An 18,268-nucleotide genomic window follows, 5' to 3' on the forward strand; every position below is an offset into this window, starting at 1 on the left:
TCATTGACATAATAGTATTTCAACAAAAGGTGTTTAGACGCTCTAACTAAGATTTAGATAACTCTATAAATCCATGTCCAAAAACATCTCTGACATCGTGAATGGCAATAAAGGCATCCTTATCGATTTCTTTAACAATTTTCTTGAGTTTTACGACCTCTTGTTTACTAATTACAATATATAGAATTTCTTTTTGTTCCTTTGTATAATAGCCATGTCCTGATAGCACTGTAACGCCACGATTCATAAAGCCGTTTACATGACTCGCAATGTCTTCTGGCTTTTTCGAAATAATGGTCACTGCTTTTTTAGGATTGACACCTTCAATAACAAATTCCATCACCTTTGTTCCGACATAGAGCATAATAATAGTCAGCATTAATGCCTCTGCCCCAATAATAAAATACGATGAAAAAGCGACAATTAAATCAAAGAATAAAAGACCATAGCTAATACTCCAACCAAGATACTTATTTGTTATTCTTGCTAAGATTGTAGAACCTGCTGTTGTTCCACCAACTCTAATTATTAAACCGATGCCAACTCCAGCAAATACCCCACCAAAAATAGTATTCACAATAATTTCATTTGAAGCAATGGACCATGATTCTGTCAAATGTAAGAAAAGTGAATGGAGAGAAACGGCAATAATCGTATAAATCGTTGTTTGCCTACTTAAAAATTTATAGCCAACCACTAATAAAGCCGCATTTAGCACAAAGCTTACAATACTTGGTGACCATCCAAAAAGATAATACGCAATAATCGTTAAACCTGTAACGCCACCCTCACCTAAATCATTTGGAATGACAAATAGGTTGACGGCCAGTGCAAAAAGCAGTGACCCAACGGCAATAATGAATATATCCATAAAGTATTTTTTCATTACACACACCACCAAAACGTTTTGATTTTTTCTATATCAAGTTTATATCGTTTTTAGAACGTTTATCAATAATATTTATTAATCGTAAACCTAATTTTTAAAGAAATCTATAACAATGGAGCATACTAATGAAAAAAAGGGTGATGAAGAATGCTAAATACGCTTGTAATGACTAAAATAATCATTCATAAGCCTGCCAACGAGGTATTTGAAGCTATTGTATCTCCAGATAAAATCGGAAACTTTTGGTTCTCCAGTAGCTCGGAAAGATGGGAAAAGGACAAAAGAATCTTATTAAGATATGAAGAATACAATGCAAAAGGCGTTATAACTGTACTTGAAATGGAAAACAATCAGAAAATAGAATTTTCATGGGGTGAGGAGCATGGCGAGGGGACAGTGGTTACCATTACACTTACAGAGCTTGGGTTGGGGACAGTTATTGAAGTCAGGGAATCAGGATTAAATGAAGAAGATCCAGATGTTGTAGCTAAAATGATGCAGCAAAAGGAAGGCTGGGTGTATACATTAACGTGCTTAAAGGCTTATGTTGAAAGCGGAATTAATAATTTAAGAGCCTCCTTGGTTCATTAAGGCAGTATTAATTAGTAAAGGCTGGTTAAAAATGAGCTAGCCTTCCTTTATGTAAGTTTAGTAAAATTACCATAATTATGATAATTCCGGGTATAATATGATTAATCACCACAAGATAGTAGAGTTTCACTTTGCTGTTAATCATGGAGGTAGAAATTTTGAAAACAGTTTTTTGGATTATTGGAGGTCTATTTGCTTGTATTGGAATAGCAATAGGCATAGTATTTTGGATATTTCAGAAAGACCTCAATAAGGATAACCCCGACTATGTCCTACAATTCCTAAAGGAAAATAAAGATAATGAACAAGTATCCTTAGCGATTCATTACAATCAACAAAATTGGGTAGAGATGAATACAAAGAAGCCCCTTCCGTTAGCGAGTACAGTTAAAATTATAGTAGCGATAGAATATGCACAACAGGCAGCGGAGGGGCGTATAAATTCTCAACAACTAGTAAGTTTAGAGGATCTACAAACTTTTTATATCCCCAAAACAGATGGTGGGGCACATGAAGCATGGTTAAAGCAATTAAAGCAAGATAACAAAATAGAGAATAATTTTGTATCCTTGAATGAAGTAGCCAATGGTATGATAGCCTATAGTTCGAATGCAAATACAGAATTTTTAATGGAGCTATTAGGGCTAGAAAATATTAATAAGGTATTAGAGCAATTAAATTTAATGGATCATGAACCGTTGTATCCAATAGTAAGTTCATTGTACATACCTACTCAATTCATGAAAGAAAAGGGTCTAACAAAAAAGGAAACCTTAACAGCTATGAAGGCTATGGATATGACAGAATATAGGGAAAGGGCATTGTCTATTCATGAAGCTTGGTTAAAAAAGCCCCTAAGTAATGAGGAAAAGAAAAAATCTCTTCAAACCCTTGATATGGATTTTCAAAAGGTCTGGTCTGATCGTTTAATAAAGGCAACAACAGCAGATTATATAACAATTTTAGAGAAGCTAAATCATAAAAATTACTTTAATGAAGATGTGCATAAATATCTAGATCCTGTAATGGAACAATTAATGCAAAACCCCAAAAATCAAAAATGGCTTTTACATGGGGGTCAAAAGGGAGGTTCTACTGCCTTTGTATTGACATTAGCAGCGTATACAAAGGATAAGGATGGTAATCAAACGGAAATCGCCTTTTTTGCCAATAATCTTAATAGGATAGAACAGACAAAGCTATCTAAAAACATGAATAGCTTTCAATTGAAGTTTTTAACAGATGAGAAATTTCGATTACATGTACAAAAGGAATTGTCCCCATAATAACTTGAAGTTGCCTCGATAGCTAAACGAATCCAGGCAACTTTTAATGTTGTCATCTCAGATACGTTCACCGATTAATTTTTCAAGAAAATCTGCAAAAGTAGGGGCAAATTCATATATAATTCCATTCATTAGGTCATAGCACATAATTTTAAATTCACCATCTGAATCTTTTGATGAGGTATCAAAATAGTACAGCTCATCCGAGTTAGGGACAAATAACTCTAGCCTATGAGGATGCTGTTTACACCAATCCTCATCAGCCACATTGAGACGATAAATATAGAGAAGATCATTATCAGAAATATCTCGAAACTCTGGTGAAGTTAACGTTAGAATATAGCTACCATCAAGAAATGCATTACCATAGTTTCTCAGCCACCAGCAATAGGAGGGAGGGCGGTAAGGTAAATCCAAGTTCCTCCTCTGCTTCTTTAATCCAATTCTCTTCAACCCCTCGTCCTGGAAACCATTTTATAGCTGTAGTTTGCTCTAATTTTTCCATTAAACGATTATACATGTAATTCCACCCCTTTATAATTTTTATAAGCTCGACTGTTAAGTACTTTCATGAATGTACATTCCTTTCCCTACTTGCATAGGATAATTTTATAATGTGAAAGGGGATTGAGGCAATGTATCATCCTTATTATGGAAATTATCAAATGTATCATTATCATTACCAACCCGCTTATTGGGCCTATCCCAATCAGATGGAACAAGGAGAGCGAAGTGATTATTCCGATGATTGGAGAAATGTCCAGAAGGATTTTGGACAGAAACCCTTTGTTGTTGATATAGAGGAGGTTTCAAAGCAAAATAAAAACTATCGCACAGCATTGTGGACAGGGAAGCATTTACAAGTAACCGTTATGAGCATTAACGTTGGGGATGACATTGGCTTAGAGGTGCATCCTCATGTGGATCAATTTATCTGTATTGAAGAAGGGCAAGGCATAGCTCAAATGGGTCCAACTAAGGATTATTTAAACTTTCAAAGGAATGTGAGTGAAGACTCTGCCATAATGGTTCCAGCGGGAACATGGCATAATGTCATAAATATAGGGAATAAGCCGTTAAAGCTTTTCACAATTTATGCTCCTCCAAATCATCCGTTTGGTACTGTACATGTAACAAAGGCAGATGCAATGGGCTTAAAAGAAGGCTATAGATAGGCGGATAATAGGTAAGGGCCAGCATGTTTTGATAAATCTCCATCAAAACATGCTTTTTATTCAAGTATTAATACATTTTTTTGTGTGGAAAATAATGAATGTCTTGCCAAGAGGAAAGTTTACAAAAAAAGAATTAATAATACCTATAAAAAAATCATGGTCACATCAGTCAAGCTCAAAATGGAGTAAAGATAATCCAGCAAGAGGACAATGTGGAGTCACCACACTACTAGTGAATGATTTTCTTGGAGGCGAAATTTTTAAAACTTGGCTTGATGAAGGCTGGCATTTTTATAATGTAATTAATGATGAAAGAATGGATTTTACGAAGGAGCAGTTTTCATACATAATCAACTATCAAGACATTGATTCAAATAGAGCAGAGGCTTTTCATGATACGAATGATGACCAATATAGCTATTTAAAATCACAAGTGAATAGGATTTTAAGTAAGGCAGAGAGCTAAATTTCTCTGCCTTTAAAAATTTTAAAAACAAAGGTGTTGACGTTTATTAATTTGTCGTGTTATTATTATCTCGAATTCAAGATAAATGATTTCAAGATAAATGAATTCAAACCTTTAGTTCTCGCAAGGAGGTACAATCATGGGTTTTTTAAATAAATTATTTTCTTCAAAAAAAGAGGAGGAACAAACAATGGCAGAATTAAATATCGGTATTATTATTGGATCAACTCGTGAGGGTCGAGTAAGCCCTCAAGTAGCACAATGGGTAAAGGAAATCGCAGATCAACGAGGTGACGCAAATTATACAATAATTGATATTGCGGATTATAAATTACCTTTATTAGGCGAACCAGGACAAGATGCTTCAGGAGCACAAGGTTGGTCAGAAATTATTGCTAAACAAGACGGTTTTGTATTCATCGTACAAGAATACAATCACTCTATTACAGGGGCATTAAAAAATGCACTAGATTATTTACGTGTAGAGTGGAATAACAAAGCAGCTGGAATCGTATCTTATGGTTCTGTTGGCGGTGCTCGTGCGGCAGAACATTTACGTGGTATTATGGGCGAGCTTTTAATCGCAGATGTGCGTGTTCACCCAGCACTATCATTATTCACAGATTTTGAAAATGGAACAGACTTTAAACCAAAAGAAGTCCAAACAGATTCAGTAAACCAAATGTTAGATCAATTAATCCCGTGGTCTAAAGCACTATATACAATTCGCTAAGCTTATATAGTTTGAGGGAGGCTGTAATTGGACACAGTATAGGTAAGAAAAATTAGTCATGAAGGGGCTTGTTAACATGAAAAAACATACAGCAGGTATTCACCATATCACAGCGATCGTAGGACATCCGCAAGAAAATATTGATTTTTATGCAGGAGTGTTAGGCTTACGTTTAGTAAAGCAAACAGTAAACTTTGATGATCCAGGCACATATCACTTATATTTCGGTGACAAAGGTGGGAAACCGGGAACAATCATTACATTCTTCCCTTGGGCTAATGCTTATCGAGGACGCATTGGTGACGGTCAGGTCGGTGTCACAACGTATGTTGTACCTGAAGGGGCACTACCGTTTTGGGTTAATCGCCTAGCGAAATTCTCGATTCCTTTCCAAAAAGCTGAACGTTTTGGTGAGCAAGTCATTCAATTCGATGATCCGCATGGTCTGCATATTGAACTCGTTGCACGTGCTGATGGTGAATTAAATGAATGGTCATTTGGTGAAGTAAAACCTGAAGTTGCCATTAAAGGGTTTGGTGGAGCTACTCTATACTCAAGCCACCCTGTAGAAACTGCAAAAGTTTTAACAGAAGTAATGGGTCTTGAAAAAGTAGCCACAGAAGGCGACTATACTCGTTTTAAATCTAGTGCAGAGATCGGCAATACAGTGGATTTAAAAACAGTTGCAGGTCAGCGTGGTCAAATGGGTGTAGGAACAGTTCACCATATTGCGTGGAGAGCTCAAGATAATACGGATCATTTAGAATGGCAAGAGTATGTGATGAATCATGGACAACATGTAACGGAAGTAAAAGATCGTAATTATTTTAATGCGATTTATTTCCGTGAACCTGGCGAAATTTTATTTGAAATTGCGACGGATCCTCCTGGATTCGCTCATGATGAAACACCTGAGACAATGGGAAGCCAATTAATGTTACCACCTCAGTACGAGCAGCATCGAGAACAATTAGAAAGAACATTAATCCCAATTAAAGTGCGTGAGCTTGATTAAGAAAGGGTGAGTCGTTTTGATTTCGATTGATCCTAAGAAGAATACAGAGCGTGAAAACTATAAACTTTTGATTGGTAGTATCATTCCAAGACCGATTGCTTTTGTGACAACAAAATCAGAGCAAGATGTTATCAATGGTGCACCATTTAGTTATTTTAATATTGTGTCATCAAATCCGCCAATGATTTCTTTAGCAATTCAAAGACCAAATGGACATTTAAAAGATACAGCAAGACATATTCATTATCAGCAGCAATTTGTTGTGCATATTGTCGATGAAGATAATGTTGAGCAGGTGAATGAAACAGCGGCTTCCTTACCTGTGACTGAAAGTGAAATTGATCGAGCTCAATTTACGTTAATCGATAGCCAGCTTATATCTGTACCAGGTATTCAAGAGGCGAAAGTTCGAATGGAATGCCGTTTAGTACAGTCGATTCCGTTAATGAATGGTGACGAACAGACAGGTGATTTGTTTATTGGTGAAATCGTACAATATCATATAGATGAGACCATTTATAATGAAGGGCGAATTGATCCAAGAAAACTAAAAGCAGTTAGCAGGCTAGCTGGCTCAAATTACGCAAAAATTGGTGATATATTTGCGTTAGAACGTCCTGATTAAAAATAAAATGCGAAAATGTTGATTTAACAGCATTTTCGCATTTTTTTGGTTTCTAACTTATATTAAAATTCTCTCTATATTTACTAAATCTTCGTTTGTTAAAAGGATATCAGTTGCTTTCACATTGTTAGCCACTTGTTTTTTATGTTTCCCACCTGGGATAACGGCATCAACGCCATCTTGAGCTAATAACCAAGCAAGCGCTAGATTTGGCAATGTCGTGTGCTTTTCCTCTGCAATTCCCTTTAACGCTTCTACTTTTACTAATGTTTGTTCAAATAATTCGCCTTGGAATAAGGGATCCGAAATTCGCCAGTCGCCAGTACCTAGCTTAAAGTCTTTTGTATACTTTCCACCAAGTAGGCCATATGCAAGTGGACCGTATGGAATAAATGAAATTTCTTTTTTTATACAGTATGGCAATAAATCCTGTTCTCCTGAACGATTTAACATATTGTAAGGAGATTGTAGGACAGAAATATCATTATGCACATTTGCCTCTATAAGCTGTTCTAACGTTACGTTTGAAATGCCTATTGCTCGGATCTTTCCTTCTTCCTTTAAACGTGACAATTCACCAATTGACTCGGCAAGAGGAGTTTCGTTATCCGGGAAGTGTAGATAGTAAAGATCTACATAATCCATTTGTAGCCGTTTCAAGCTACTTTCGAATGCACCACGTAGATATTGTGGATGATTATCTGTTTTTACTGAACCGTCCTCAAACCAATGTCTACCTCCCTTTGTTGCTAAAGCGAAATTTTCCCTTGGGTAATTTTTTAATACTTCGCCAACAAGTTCTTCTGAACGCCCTTTTCCATAAATGTCTGCTGTATCAATAAAAGTTATCCCTAAGTCAAGTGCAGCTGAGACTAGCTCCTTCCCATCTTGTTCATTTAAGTTTTCAAATAAATTATGTCCACCTACAGCATTCGTCCCAAGACCAATTTCGGAAATTTTGATAGTTGTTTTTTTAAAAGTATGAAATTTCATATTCCTACCTCCTCGTTATTCTGTAATCAGAATAGAGTAAAAAGGATGTTTTACCAACATACATCGTTATAGTTTCATATATAGAAACAATTGCATTTTAATTGCCAAGGACATTACCATTATGCTAAAAGATAATGAATTTCTTCTGCCAATTGCTGACTTGCCACTTCTAACTTTTTGACAAATGAACGAATGGCAGTTTTTTTTATTTGATTCGTCGAACCATGCAAAGCAATGGCACCGATTACTTCCCCATTCACATAAATTGGAACGGCAATACAACATTTACCTTCATTCGTTTCTTCATTATCAACAGCATATCCTTGAGCTTTAATAACCTGTAAATGAGGAATCAATAGACCATAATCATAGAAGGTTTTTGCTGTAAAGGTATTGAGTTCAATACTATTTAATAGTTCACGTTGTTTTGTAGGTGACAGATGAGCTAACACTACTTTTCCCAGCGCGCTTGAATGCATAGGTGTCCGAGTATCGATGGCATGAAAAGCAGGCTGTTCAAAAGGCTCTCTAATTACATTTTTTATTACCATCTCACAGTTTTCTAAAATACCAATATAAGTAGTTATTTCTTCTTGGCGGGCTAATTGGTAGGGCGCTACGAGAGACGCCCATTGGATATCTTTATGCCAATATAAGTGCTCATCCCTGAAAATATGCGGATTTAATTGATAATACTTATTATATTTAAGAACATAATTCATTTTTTCTAACGTATAAAGCATGCGAAAAACAGATGTCTTATTCATTGATAATTCTTCCATAATTTCAGTTAATGTAAGAGAATGTTTTTGACGTAATACATCTAATATCAATAGGCCTTTTTTTAATGTCGATACTTCATAGGAATCCATTTTGCCCTCTCCTAACTTCTAAAATAACTTGACCTGTGCTTTTTAATATTATAAAGGCATTTTTTTAAACTTCTCAATTTTTATTTTAATAATAAACGACCTCTAATTTGTAAAATGGTGGATATATAAAAATGTCAGTGTTTTTTTGTATGAAGTGTTGATTCTCCTCTTACTGGAGGTAATACACTTTGACTTGAGTCAGCAAGATCAAAAAAACAAGGAGGTTTTTCATTATGAGGTCTATTGAGTTGTTTTATATCATCTTTAATATTGTTTTACTAGGTTGGTTAGTTTTTAGGAGAAATAAGTCACAGCGAGGAATGCTGATAGCTGGTGGTATGTCTATTCTATTTCTACTTGTCCATGGGATCATCGAGGGAATGCGGTGGCAAATGATGCCGACTTATTTGATGACATTATTTTTCCTCGCTGTTGTTGTGATAAGGCACTTTTTTAACCCAAAAATTCAAAAAGAACAACAATCAAGTATACGTCGATTACGCGTTGTTCTGAATTCAACATTGGCTGTACTTTATTCTGCCATAGCAGTTAGTCTTCCTAGCTTGCTTCCGGTATTTACCTTTGAAAAGCCAGCGGGTCCGTACAAAATTGGAACGATCACCTATGATTGGAAGGATACTCAGAGAGAAGAGACTCTCACACCAGAGCCTGGCGACAAGCGTGAGTTAATGGTACAAATCTGGTATCCTGCTGATACGAATGCTAAAGGTAATATGGCTCCTTATATTTCTAACTCTGATGTTTTTGCAGAGGGATATAGTAAAATCTTGAATTTACCGAAGTTTTTATTCACAAATTTTGGTTATGTAAAAACACATGCTATTGAGAACGCTGAGATTTCTAATCAGGAAACAACCTATCCGGTGCTCCTGTTCTCTCATGGTTTTAGTGGACATAAAAATCAGAACACTTTTCAAATTGAGCAATTAGTCAGTCAAGGCTATATCGTGGTAGGAATAGATCACACTTACAGTAGCACGGCTTCCGTTTTTTCTGATGGTCGTGTAGCAAATTATGTGCCGCAAAAAACTGAATCAATTGCATATTTAGATAAAGCAAATGAAGGTTGGGTAGAAGATGCTAAATTTGTGCTGGATCAAGTAGAGCAACTGGCCCAAAATGATCCTGAAAACCGTTTTACAGGTAGAATGGATTTGGAGAATGTAGGTATGTTTGGTCATTCCTTTGGTGGGGCAACAAGCACCCAAATGCTCATGACAGATTCAAGAATAAAAGCAGCTCTTAATATGGACGGCGTTCTATATGGAAAACTCCGAGTTCCTGCGGATGGGCTGAAAAAACCGTTTATGATGATGAGTGCAGATGACTCAATCAGAGAAGCGAAGGTAACAGATGATATGGAGTTGATCGAGTTTATAAAGGAAACTTTGCCACGGTACAAGTATGTAACTGTGGGAGGGAACTATTGGATGAAAATTAAAGATATGAAGCATATGGGCTTCTCCGATTTATATCTGTTTTCACCGCTTTATGAACGAATGGAAGGGGTCGACATCCAAAAGGCTTACCGTCTAATTAACGACTATTCATTGGATTTCTTTAATCATTATTTAAAGCAGCAGCCATTTAAACTATTAGAGCAAAATATTGGGGATTATCCAGAGTTTACGTTGCAGAAAGGTTGACTGCTAAGGCGAATAGTTGAGGGTGTTTAGCCCTCAATTATTCTCGTCCTGAATTTTCCGTATGCTCAAGTCGCCATTCTATTCCTTGAAATAGTAATTGATTAGCTTTTGAGAGTTGGTAGTACTGTGGGCTGAGAATGGCACATAACGTTTCGCATCGTTCGAGTCGTTTAGTTTTGGTTCTTTGAATATATTTTACAAAGTAATGGAAGTAATCTTCTTTATTGTCCAATTGCTCTGAGTTCGCATACAGCCTAGCAGTATCATCGACAATGGCCTGTACAACCGGACTGCTGGCAGGCAATTTTTGTTTCAACGCCTTATTTAATCGATCATGGATGTTTTCGAGCTTTCTGACCAGTGTTGTAGCGTTATATTTTGGCTGATGAACAATATTCATGTACAGAAATTCAGTGTTTTTTAGGTCTTTTATAAACTGTGGATCATTTATGAGCTCCTGCAACTCACGCCAAGCAGCGGTTTGTTTGGCAGAGCTTTTCACTTGATTAATAATATATTTGTTAAAATAATGAAAAAATGAATCCCTCCACTCTTTTGGAATGCCAATTAATAATTGGGATTCCTTCACTTTTTTATCGATAAATTGTTTTTTATGCTCGGAATTTATTGTTCGTGCGTTTACTAAGTTATGAAGATACTGCAATGAATCCCCGTCATGTTCCTTTGCTTGACGAAGAATCGATATCATATCCATAAGCGTAGTAGCCTGTGTTTCCAAAGATTCAATCTGCCAATCAAGTGCTTTATCAACTGGAATTTCTTCGGATAATATTTTGCTTATTTCATCAATTCCGAAATCCAGATAACGCAGGTTTGTAATCATTTCAAGACGCCATATATCTTCATTCGTGTACAATCGATGTCCACCCTCAGTATAACTTGTAGGCTTCAGCAATCCAATTTCGTCATAGTAACGGACTGTTTTTATAGTAGAACCTATTATTTTAGCTGTTTCACCTATAGTATATTTTTCTTCCAAATGATTACACCCCTGATTGGATCACTTTATAATAATTTTAACATCATAGTTCATTTGATGATAAATAATGTCATTATTTTATTTTACGATAAACTTGCCATAAATGAATCCTTAAAACATTGAAAGCCATAAATTGAGAAATTGGACTTGCATAGCTGTGAAGATTTTATCAACAAAGTCACCATAACTAAATTGTTATAATTATAAAATGCGAAAATATCGTCAAAGCATTTACGCATTTTAAATTTTTCCATATTCAAACATTCCAAGAGCAGCAACTTTCATTTAGAAAATTCTGCTCCTGTCAATTATGATTGCAACTGAGCTCCTTAAAGGCTAGTTCACATTCTCAGTAAGGTAGATTAAGGGTGAAGAGCGCGAGCCATTGCATCTAAATAGTTCTGACTTGCACGTTGACTTACCTCGGCTTCAGGTACAAAGACTTCAAAGCAATGGAAGCAGCCAGGATAGAGATGGAATTCAACGTCTACACCTGCTTGAGCAAGCTGTGTTACATAGTGAATGGTTTCATCCCGAAATAAATCAAGTTGCCCCACACACGTATACATAGGAGGAAGTCCCACTAAATTGTCTGCCCTCGAAGGTACAGCGTAAGGAGAAAGCTCATTGTCTTCCTTTTTCTCACCCAAGTACATATTCCAAGCTGTTATGTTATTTGTTCGGTTCCATGTTGCATGGTTTTCTGTAATCTCATAGCTTGAAGGTGTGGTATTGCGGTTATCAAGCATCGGATATAGAGGCATCTGAAATATAATAGATGGACCGCCTTTATCTCGTGCAATAAGTGCAAGGGCAGCTGTTAGTCCACCACCACCACTTGCCCCTGCAATAGCTACTCGATTAACATCAATACCAAGCATTTTTGCCTCATTTGTCATCCACACTAGGCAGGCATAACAATCTTCAATAGCCGCTGGATAAGGATGCTCAGGTGAGAGTCTGTAATCCACAGACACTACAATACAATTTGCTGCCTGAACAAAGCGCTCGCACAAAACATCATCCATATTAGGGTGTCCCATTATATATCCACCCCCATGTATCCATAACATGGCTGGAAGTTTATCATGGTTTCGCCCAATCGGTTCGTAAATTTTTACTAACATTTCGCCAACAGCATTTGAAATCATTCGATGGGTGATTTTTACATATTTTGATGTCTCTAAAGGTGGATTTGACAAGAGACCCCTACTAAATTCTAGATTGTCCAATTGAAATCCCGGAAATTGAGAGAAACTCTCCTGTAATTCGGTAATACACGGCTGTCGATTTTCAATTATATTCCTCCAATGAAATACTAATATAAAATAGGATTCTTTTTATCTTCATTCAGCAAATGTTTTTTGCTCGAAAGCGTAGCGGCAGATGTTTTATGAGCGAAAGCAAAGCGGCAGCAACAGATGTTTTATGTGTGAAAGCAAAGCGGCAGCAACAGATGTTTTATGTGTGAAAGCAAAGCGACAGCAACAGATGTTTTATGTGTGAAAGCAAAGCGACAGCTACAATTACGCCAAGGCGAAATTAATGGTATTAAAGGAGTGAATGTGACTCCTGCTCCTCTTCCCATTTAGCAACTTCCTTACGTACACGAGGAGCAACTTCTGTTCCAAGTAACTCTATGGCACGCATCACCTGTTCATGTGGCATCGTGCTTAAAGGCACATACAACATAAAACGTGTAATTCCAACATGCTTACGAAGATGAATAATTTTATTAGCCACTGTATCTGGATCACCAACATATAAGGCTCCCTCAAAACTGCGTGCAGCATCAAAGCTAGAGCGATCATAATAAGCCCAGCCTCGTTCTTTCCCTAATTTGTTCATGCCTGCCTGAGTCGATGGGAAAAATGTATCTGCTGCCCTTTCTGTGTTTTCTCCGACAAAACCTATTGAATGGGATCCTACCTGAAGTTTTGATAGATCATGACCTGCATGAGCAGCGGCTTTTTTATACAACTGTACAATGGGAGCAAATTGCATTGGACTACCTCCGATAATAGCGAGCATAAGAGGTAATCCCAGAAGACCCGCTCGGACGGCGGATTCTTGATTGCCACCGCTGCCAATCCATACTGGCAAAGGGTTTTGAACAGGTCTAGGATAAACTCCTAAATCATTAATCGCTGGTCGATGTCCACCCTCCCATGTGACTTTTTCAGATTCACGTATTTTGAGCAACAATGCTAAATGTTCTTCAAACAGCTCATCATAATCCTTTAAGTTATAGCCAAATAAGGGGAAGGATTCGATAAAAGAACCTCGTCCTGCCATAATCTCCGCGCGACCATTTGAAATACCGTCGAGTGTAGAGAAATCCTGAAAAACTCTTACAGGATCTGCGGAAGAGAGCACTGTCACAGCACTAGTTAGTCTTATTTTTTTCGTTTGAGGTGCCGCCGCTGATAGAACCATTGCTGGGGACGAAGCAGCGTAATCTACCCTATGGTGCTCGCCGACGCCAAAAACATCTAGTCCTACTTGATCAGCTAAAATTATTTCCTCAACAACTTCACGCAATCGTTGTGCGTGACTTATCACGACCCCACTGTGAACATCTGGTTTTGTTTCTACAAAAGAAGTAATACCTATTTCCATTTATTATCTCTCCTTGTCAGATTAGTTTTTTATTCGCCATGTTGCTTGCAGAAATGGAGTCTTGGTTCAATAAATATATAGAAACTAATTATTTAGTGGATGTATACTCCGAGTTCATTAGGCCTTATCTTGGCTGGTCATTGCCCAAAAAAGAAGGGCGAAGGCACTAATTGAGGCTCCAAGTAAACAAACGCCTCCCCAGCCAAAGTATGCATACATTTGTGTTGAAGCAATTGATCCGCTTGCACCGCCAATAGAATAGAACACCATATAGCCAGCTGTAAGTCGACTTCGTGCTTCAGCTCGCAGAGGAAGAATCATAGCTTGATTTGTAACATGAACGGCTTGCACCGCCAAATCAAGAAGAATTATGCCGATGACTAGCGCAATTAAAGAATGTTCAAGATAACGGATGAACAACCATGAAAGCAGTAGTAGAGCTAAAGAAATACCTGTCGTTCGCTGTCCATAACCTTGATCGGCCAATTTCCCTGCTCGTGCTGCTGCCAATGCTCCAGCTACTCCTACAAGGCCAAATGCTCCAATCGCGCTGTGAGATAGAGCGAACGGAGGTGTACTAAGCGGAAGTACCAGTGAAGTCCACAAAATGCTAAAGTCAGCAAAAATCAGCATGGCTAGAAAGGAGCGGATTCGTAATGTTCTTTCCTGAATAAACAAATCAAGCACTGACCTAATTAACCGAATATAGGACAATGATTTTACCTCGCGTTCAGCATGAGGTAACACCTTGGCAAACATACAAACCATCAAAAGCATAATGACAGCAGATACCAGATATACAGAGCGCCAGCCTGCAAGATCCGTTAATATACCAGCAAATGTTCGAGCGAGAAGTATGCCAATAACAATGCCACTTGTTACAATACCAACAACCTTGCCCCTTTCGGCAGAGGAAGCCATTGTTGCTGCAAATGCCACAAGTGTCTGTGTCACAACTGCGAGTAGCCCCACCAAAGCCATACCTGCAAAAAGTACGGTGCTTGAGAAGGCAGTACCAACGATAGCTAGAGCTATTGTAGATAACAGCATTTGACCAATTATTAATCGTCGTTGGTTCAGTAAATCTCCAAGAGGTACCAGCAATAGTAAGCCTAATCCGTAAAAAATCTGTGTGATGGTAATAACAATACCAATAGTGGAATGATTAATACCAAATGCCTCAGACAATTGATCAAGCAAGGGCTGTGCAAAGTAAATATTGGCGACAGATATTCCACAGGCAGCAGCAAACAACAATGTAACAGCTCGTGTTATAGATGATGGTTCCTTCGTGTTAGATATGGCTGTGGATGATGAAGAATCTGTTATTTCATTGTAAAGAGGCGGATGTTCTAAATTTGTCTGTAGTTTACACATGCTTTTCCCTCCATTCACATTAGATTTTAATTATAACATACCGTTCGGTACAATATAATTATTGGTAAATATATATTAATTTCATTTGTAATGTCAATAAATATTTATATGACTAAAAATATTAAATTCAAATTTGACATGAATACTACCTGTATATATAATAATTACATACTGTTTGGTATGAATTTAATGACAATAAAAAATAATCCTTAAAAATTAAAGTGTAGAGGTGTGCTCTTATGGCAAGAACTCGTGAATTTGATGAAGGTCAAGTCTTAGAAGCAGCGATGCAACTATTTTGGGAGAAGGGATATGAGGCAACTTCATTAAGTGACCTTACCTCTAGAATGGGTATTCAACGCCCTAGTATCTATTCCACTTTTGGAGACAAGAGAGAATTGTTTGAAGCTGCACTTCGTAGATATACAACGTCTCGTGCATCTGATATACGATCTAGACTTCAAAAATACGCGTCTGTAAAAGAGGCATTTTCCATCTTTTTTGCAGATATTATTACCGAGGAATACGAAGAAGATCTCAGTAAAGGTTGTTTTTGTATCAATACAATGGTAGAGCTTGCTCCTCATGATGAGAAATTTGAAGTCCTGACTAGAGAACATCAAATGTACTTAGCTGTTATTTTTCAGGAGACAATTGAACGAGGAATACAAACTGGTGAGCTGGATGCCAACACAGATGCAAAGTCTTTAGCACAGGCATTGATTGTAGCGTTAATTGGTATAACAGTTATGATGAAATCTCGACCACAACGTTCCTTTGTTGACAATGCAGTCGCAGCAACACTCACCTTATTAAAGTAATTTGATTGAGTATAAATCAAGAAAACGAAATTTAAATAGTTACAAACCTAGGTCCTCCTTTAGAGTAAATTTTCTAAAGGAGATTTCTTATGCTATAAATTCTCATTTTATTGAAACGATTTACAAATCTGTATCATCTAACATATAGAAACAAGAAAGGAGGATGGAAAAGTTGCAAGAAAAGTCATTATTACTAAAGGCGAAAAAGGGTAATAACAAAGCTTTTGTGGAGCTTTTGCAGAATGAAAAATTGAAGCTATATAAAATGGCCTATATTTATATGAAAAATGAAAATGATGCTTTAGATGTTGTACAGGAGACGATAGCAAGAGCCTATAGCAATATCCATACAGTCAAAGAAGAGCGCTATTTTGCAACATGGCTGATGAGGATCCTAATTAATACAGCTATCGAGATACTTCGAAAAAATCAAAAAATAGTACCTATCTTGGAGCAACAATCGGAGCAAATCCAAATTTCAAGCTATGATGAAAGGTTAGATTTACTACAAGCTATAGAGCAGCTTGAAGAGAAGTATAAAACTGTCATTCTATTGAAGTATTACCGTGATTTATCTACAAAGGATATTGCCGATTTATTAGATTGTCCAGAGGGCACAGTGAAGACAAATGTGCATAGAGGCATACAGCAGCTAAAAAAATATTTTAATAAGGAGGGGGAGAATTATGGAGAACAATATTAAAGAAGTAATAGAGAGCATTGATGTCCCCATGGAAAAGCTAGATTTTGCTATTGAAAAAGGTATGGGCATACAAAGGAAAAAAGACAAGAAAATATGGAAAAGAGTGATCCTTTCAAGTGTGGCAAGTATAGCCTTAATTGTAGGTTCCGGTTTTATTTCTCCTAAAATGGCAAGTGTATTGGCGGACGTGCCACTTATTGGGTTTATGTTTAATATAGAAGAACATGATAAAGGATTAGAAACAGCGCTTTCTGATGACAATAAGGTAGTCTTAAATAAGACAGTTACTAGTAATGGTACAGCTCTTACGATAGAGGAAATTGTGTTTGATGGAGCACGATTAAATGTAGTTTATTCAATGCCAGAATATAAGGAACTTTCACAAGCAATTATAACTGTCAACGAAAGAGAACTAAATGTTCCTGAAAGTTTAAAAATCTTAGAAGATAAAGATATATTTCGCGGGTTATTAGAATTTCCGATCGCTGAAGAACTACCTGATAAATTTGATTTAACCATAAAGTTTTTACAGGTGGGTTCAACAAAAGGAGAATGGGTATTTTCTACGCCTATTAAAAAAGTAAATAATCATAGCAATAAAGTAATTGCTGGTCAAACAGGTAAAGTGAAAGGTAATACCTTTGTTGTAGAAAGTATGGATACTTCAACAACGACGACAAAGATCAATGTGAAATTTGATACAACTATGGATAAATTATTTTCTGAAGAGTCTGGTGTACTAAATGCAACAATAATGGATCAGCATGGCACGCCACTTAAAGTATTGGATCAAACAGGAGGTGGCGATAACAAAAGTACAACTTACACTTACTTAATAGAGCCCTTACGTCAAGATATTACTGAGGTAAGAATAGCTTACTATTTCTTCCCGTTTAACTTAAATCGTAAGGATTTAATTGTCCCACTAGCAAACTCATTCCCACAGCGAATATCACAGGACAAGATGGGGGATTATGTTATAACTGGAGTAACAAAAAAGGAACATGAGGCTACACTTTCCTTTTATATCGATAGTGAATTTCCTTTTGATGATACACTGACACCTTCCTTTTTTGAGATTGTGTCTGATTCAGGAGAAAGCCTTATCACTAATTATGTCCATGCAGTTGGACCAAATAAGTATGAGGTATCATATCAAGCAAATGTAGGGAAACCAATTGTTCATACTGTAACAACGCCATATATGGAACTAGAGCCATCTGCTATAGTCACAATTCCAGTAAAATAGTTTGAAAAAATATCTATGAGAATTCTCAGTTAATTGAGGGGGCTCATAGATTTTTTTTTAAATCTTTACTGGTACTTGGTTAAAAAAGAAAAATTTTTAGTTATTTATGTTGTTTTTCTATATGAACAAAAAAATTTACTATAATCTAATGAAAATTAATTTTTTTAATAATCTAATTGTTGACTCA

Annotated in this window: 19 protein-coding genes and 1 pseudogene; 11 read left to right on the forward strand and 9 right to left on the reverse strand. The window is 36.7% G+C overall.

The features are described 5' to 3' along the window. Window positions 1-46: 46 nt before the first annotated feature. On the reverse strand, window positions 47-886 hold the full coding sequence (locus B2R82_RS03340; RefSeq protein ID WP_283869999.1) for a YitT family protein: 840 nt from the start codon (window positions 884-886) through the stop codon (window positions 47-49). Window positions 887-1,036: 150 nt separating this feature from the next. On the opposite strand from B2R82_RS03340, the gene B2R82_RS03345 reads away from it, so the two are divergent. Together B2R82_RS03345 and B2R82_RS03350 are read left to right on the forward strand one after the other, a co-directional pair. Then, window positions 1,037-1,480: an SRPBCC domain-containing protein gene (locus tag B2R82_RS03345; RefSeq protein ID WP_286923517.1), complete on the forward strand. Its 444-nt coding sequence runs from the start codon at window positions 1,037-1,039 to the stop codon at window positions 1,478-1,480. Between the two features lie 158 nt (window positions 1,481-1,638). Then, complete coding sequence (locus tag B2R82_RS03350; protein ID WP_286923518.1) at window positions 1,639-2,766, forward strand: serine hydrolase; 1,128 nt, start codon at window positions 1,639-1,641, stop codon at window positions 2,764-2,766. A 57-nt stretch (window positions 2,767-2,823) separates the two neighbouring features. Here B2R82_RS03350 and B2R82_RS03355 read toward each other — a convergent pair whose 3' ends face one another. Both B2R82_RS03355 and B2R82_RS03360 read right to left on the reverse strand, forming a co-directional pair. After that, the gene (locus B2R82_RS03355) at window positions 2,824-3,183 is read right to left on the reverse strand and encodes an SMI1/KNR4 family protein (protein WP_286923519.1); all 360 of its coding nucleotides are present in this window, start codon (window positions 3,181-3,183) and stop codon (window positions 2,824-2,826) included. Beyond that, complete coding sequence (locus B2R82_RS03360; protein ID WP_286923520.1) at window positions 3,128-3,286, reverse strand: hypothetical protein; 159 nt, start codon at window positions 3,284-3,286, stop codon at window positions 3,128-3,130. Before B2R82_RS03360 ends, B2R82_RS03355 begins: the two co-directional genes overlap by 56 nt. A gap of 115 nt (window positions 3,287-3,401) precedes the next feature. On the opposite strand from B2R82_RS03360, the gene B2R82_RS03365 reads away from it, so the two are divergent. The 5 genes from B2R82_RS03365 (at window position 3,402) to B2R82_RS03385 (ending at window position 6,780) form a co-directional block, all read left to right on the forward strand. After that, window positions 3,402-3,941: a cupin domain-containing protein gene (locus B2R82_RS03365; RefSeq protein ID WP_286923522.1), complete on the forward strand. Its 540-nt coding sequence runs from the start codon at window positions 3,402-3,404 to the stop codon at window positions 3,939-3,941. A gap of 94 nt (window positions 3,942-4,035) precedes the next feature. Next, window positions 4,036-4,407: a YunG family protein gene (locus tag B2R82_RS03370; RefSeq protein ID WP_286923593.1), complete on the forward strand. Its 372-nt coding sequence runs from the start codon at window positions 4,036-4,038 to the stop codon at window positions 4,405-4,407. 139 nt (window positions 4,408-4,546) lie between these two features. Then, complete coding sequence (locus B2R82_RS03375) at window positions 4,547-5,140, forward strand: NADPH-dependent FMN reductase (protein WP_286923523.1); 594 nt, start codon at window positions 4,547-4,549, stop codon at window positions 5,138-5,140. A 76-nt stretch (window positions 5,141-5,216) separates the two neighbouring features. Then, window positions 5,217-6,155, forward strand: coding sequence for a ring-cleaving dioxygenase (locus B2R82_RS03380; RefSeq protein WP_286923524.1), 939 nt, complete (start codon window positions 5,217-5,219; stop codon window positions 6,153-6,155). 16 nt (window positions 6,156-6,171) lie between these two features. Beyond that, window positions 6,172-6,780, forward strand: a complete 609-nt coding sequence (locus B2R82_RS03385) for a flavin reductase family protein (RefSeq protein ID WP_286923525.1) — start codon at window positions 6,172-6,174, stop codon at window positions 6,778-6,780. A gap of 57 nt (window positions 6,781-6,837) precedes the next feature. On the opposite strand, the gene B2R82_RS03390 is transcribed toward B2R82_RS03385, so the two are convergent. Both B2R82_RS03390 and B2R82_RS03395 read right to left on the reverse strand, forming a co-directional pair. Next, window positions 6,838-7,773, reverse strand: a complete 936-nt coding sequence (locus B2R82_RS03390; RefSeq protein ID WP_286923526.1) for an aldo/keto reductase — start codon at window positions 7,771-7,773, stop codon at window positions 6,838-6,840. 119 nt (window positions 7,774-7,892) lie between these two features. After that, on the reverse strand, window positions 7,893-8,645 hold the full coding sequence (locus B2R82_RS03395; RefSeq protein ID WP_286923527.1) for an IclR family transcriptional regulator: 753 nt from the start codon (window positions 8,643-8,645) through the stop codon (window positions 7,893-7,895). A gap of 233 nt (window positions 8,646-8,878) precedes the next feature. Here B2R82_RS03395 and B2R82_RS03400 point away from each other — a divergent pair, with 233 nt between their 5' ends. Beyond that, a complete protein-coding gene (locus B2R82_RS03400; protein WP_286923528.1) occupies window positions 8,879-10,312 on the forward strand; it encodes an alpha/beta hydrolase family protein in 1,434 nt (477 codons plus the stop codon). Between the two features lie 37 nt (window positions 10,313-10,349). Here B2R82_RS03400 and B2R82_RS03405 read toward each other — a convergent pair whose 3' ends face one another. From B2R82_RS03405 to B2R82_RS03420, 4 genes and pseudogenes are all read right to left on the reverse strand, one after another. Then, the gene (locus B2R82_RS03405) at window positions 10,350-11,312 is read right to left on the reverse strand and encodes a MerR family transcriptional regulator (RefSeq protein WP_286923529.1); all 963 of its coding nucleotides are present in this window, start codon (window positions 11,310-11,312) and stop codon (window positions 10,350-10,352) included. Window positions 11,313-11,674: 362 nt separating this feature from the next. Next, window positions 11,675-12,609 (reverse strand): annotated as a pseudogene (locus B2R82_RS03410) (alpha/beta hydrolase). A 254-nt stretch (window positions 12,610-12,863) separates the two neighbouring features. Continuing rightward, window positions 12,864-13,931: an LLM class flavin-dependent oxidoreductase gene (locus B2R82_RS03415; protein ID WP_286923531.1), complete on the reverse strand. Its 1,068-nt coding sequence runs from the start codon at window positions 13,929-13,931 to the stop codon at window positions 12,864-12,866. 117 nt (window positions 13,932-14,048) lie between these two features. After that, a complete protein-coding gene (locus B2R82_RS03420) occupies window positions 14,049-15,308 on the reverse strand; it encodes an MFS transporter (protein ID WP_286923532.1) in 1,260 nt (419 codons plus the stop codon). A 239-nt stretch (window positions 15,309-15,547) separates the two neighbouring features. Here B2R82_RS03420 and B2R82_RS03425 point away from each other — a divergent pair, with 239 nt between their 5' ends. From B2R82_RS03425 to B2R82_RS03435, 3 genes are all read left to right on the forward strand, one after another. Further along, a complete protein-coding gene (locus tag B2R82_RS03425) occupies window positions 15,548-16,129 on the forward strand; it encodes a TetR/AcrR family transcriptional regulator (protein WP_286923533.1) in 582 nt (193 codons plus the stop codon). 172 nt (window positions 16,130-16,301) lie between these two features. Beyond that, the gene (locus B2R82_RS03430; RefSeq protein WP_376781259.1) at window positions 16,302-16,832 is read left to right on the forward strand and encodes a sigma-70 family RNA polymerase sigma factor; all 531 of its coding nucleotides are present in this window, start codon (window positions 16,302-16,304) and stop codon (window positions 16,830-16,832) included. Further along, window positions 16,816-18,081, forward strand: a complete 1,266-nt coding sequence (locus B2R82_RS03435; RefSeq protein WP_286923535.1) for a DUF4179 domain-containing protein — start codon at window positions 16,816-16,818, stop codon at window positions 18,079-18,081. Before B2R82_RS03430 ends, B2R82_RS03435 begins: the two co-directional genes overlap by 17 nt. Window positions 18,082-18,268 lie beyond the last annotated feature (187 nt).

This window comes from Lysinibacillus sp. UBA6686, from assembly GCF_002455205.1.
Lineage (GTDB): Bacteria > Bacillota > Bacilli > Bacillales_A > Planococcaceae > Lysinibacillus > Lysinibacillus pakistanensis.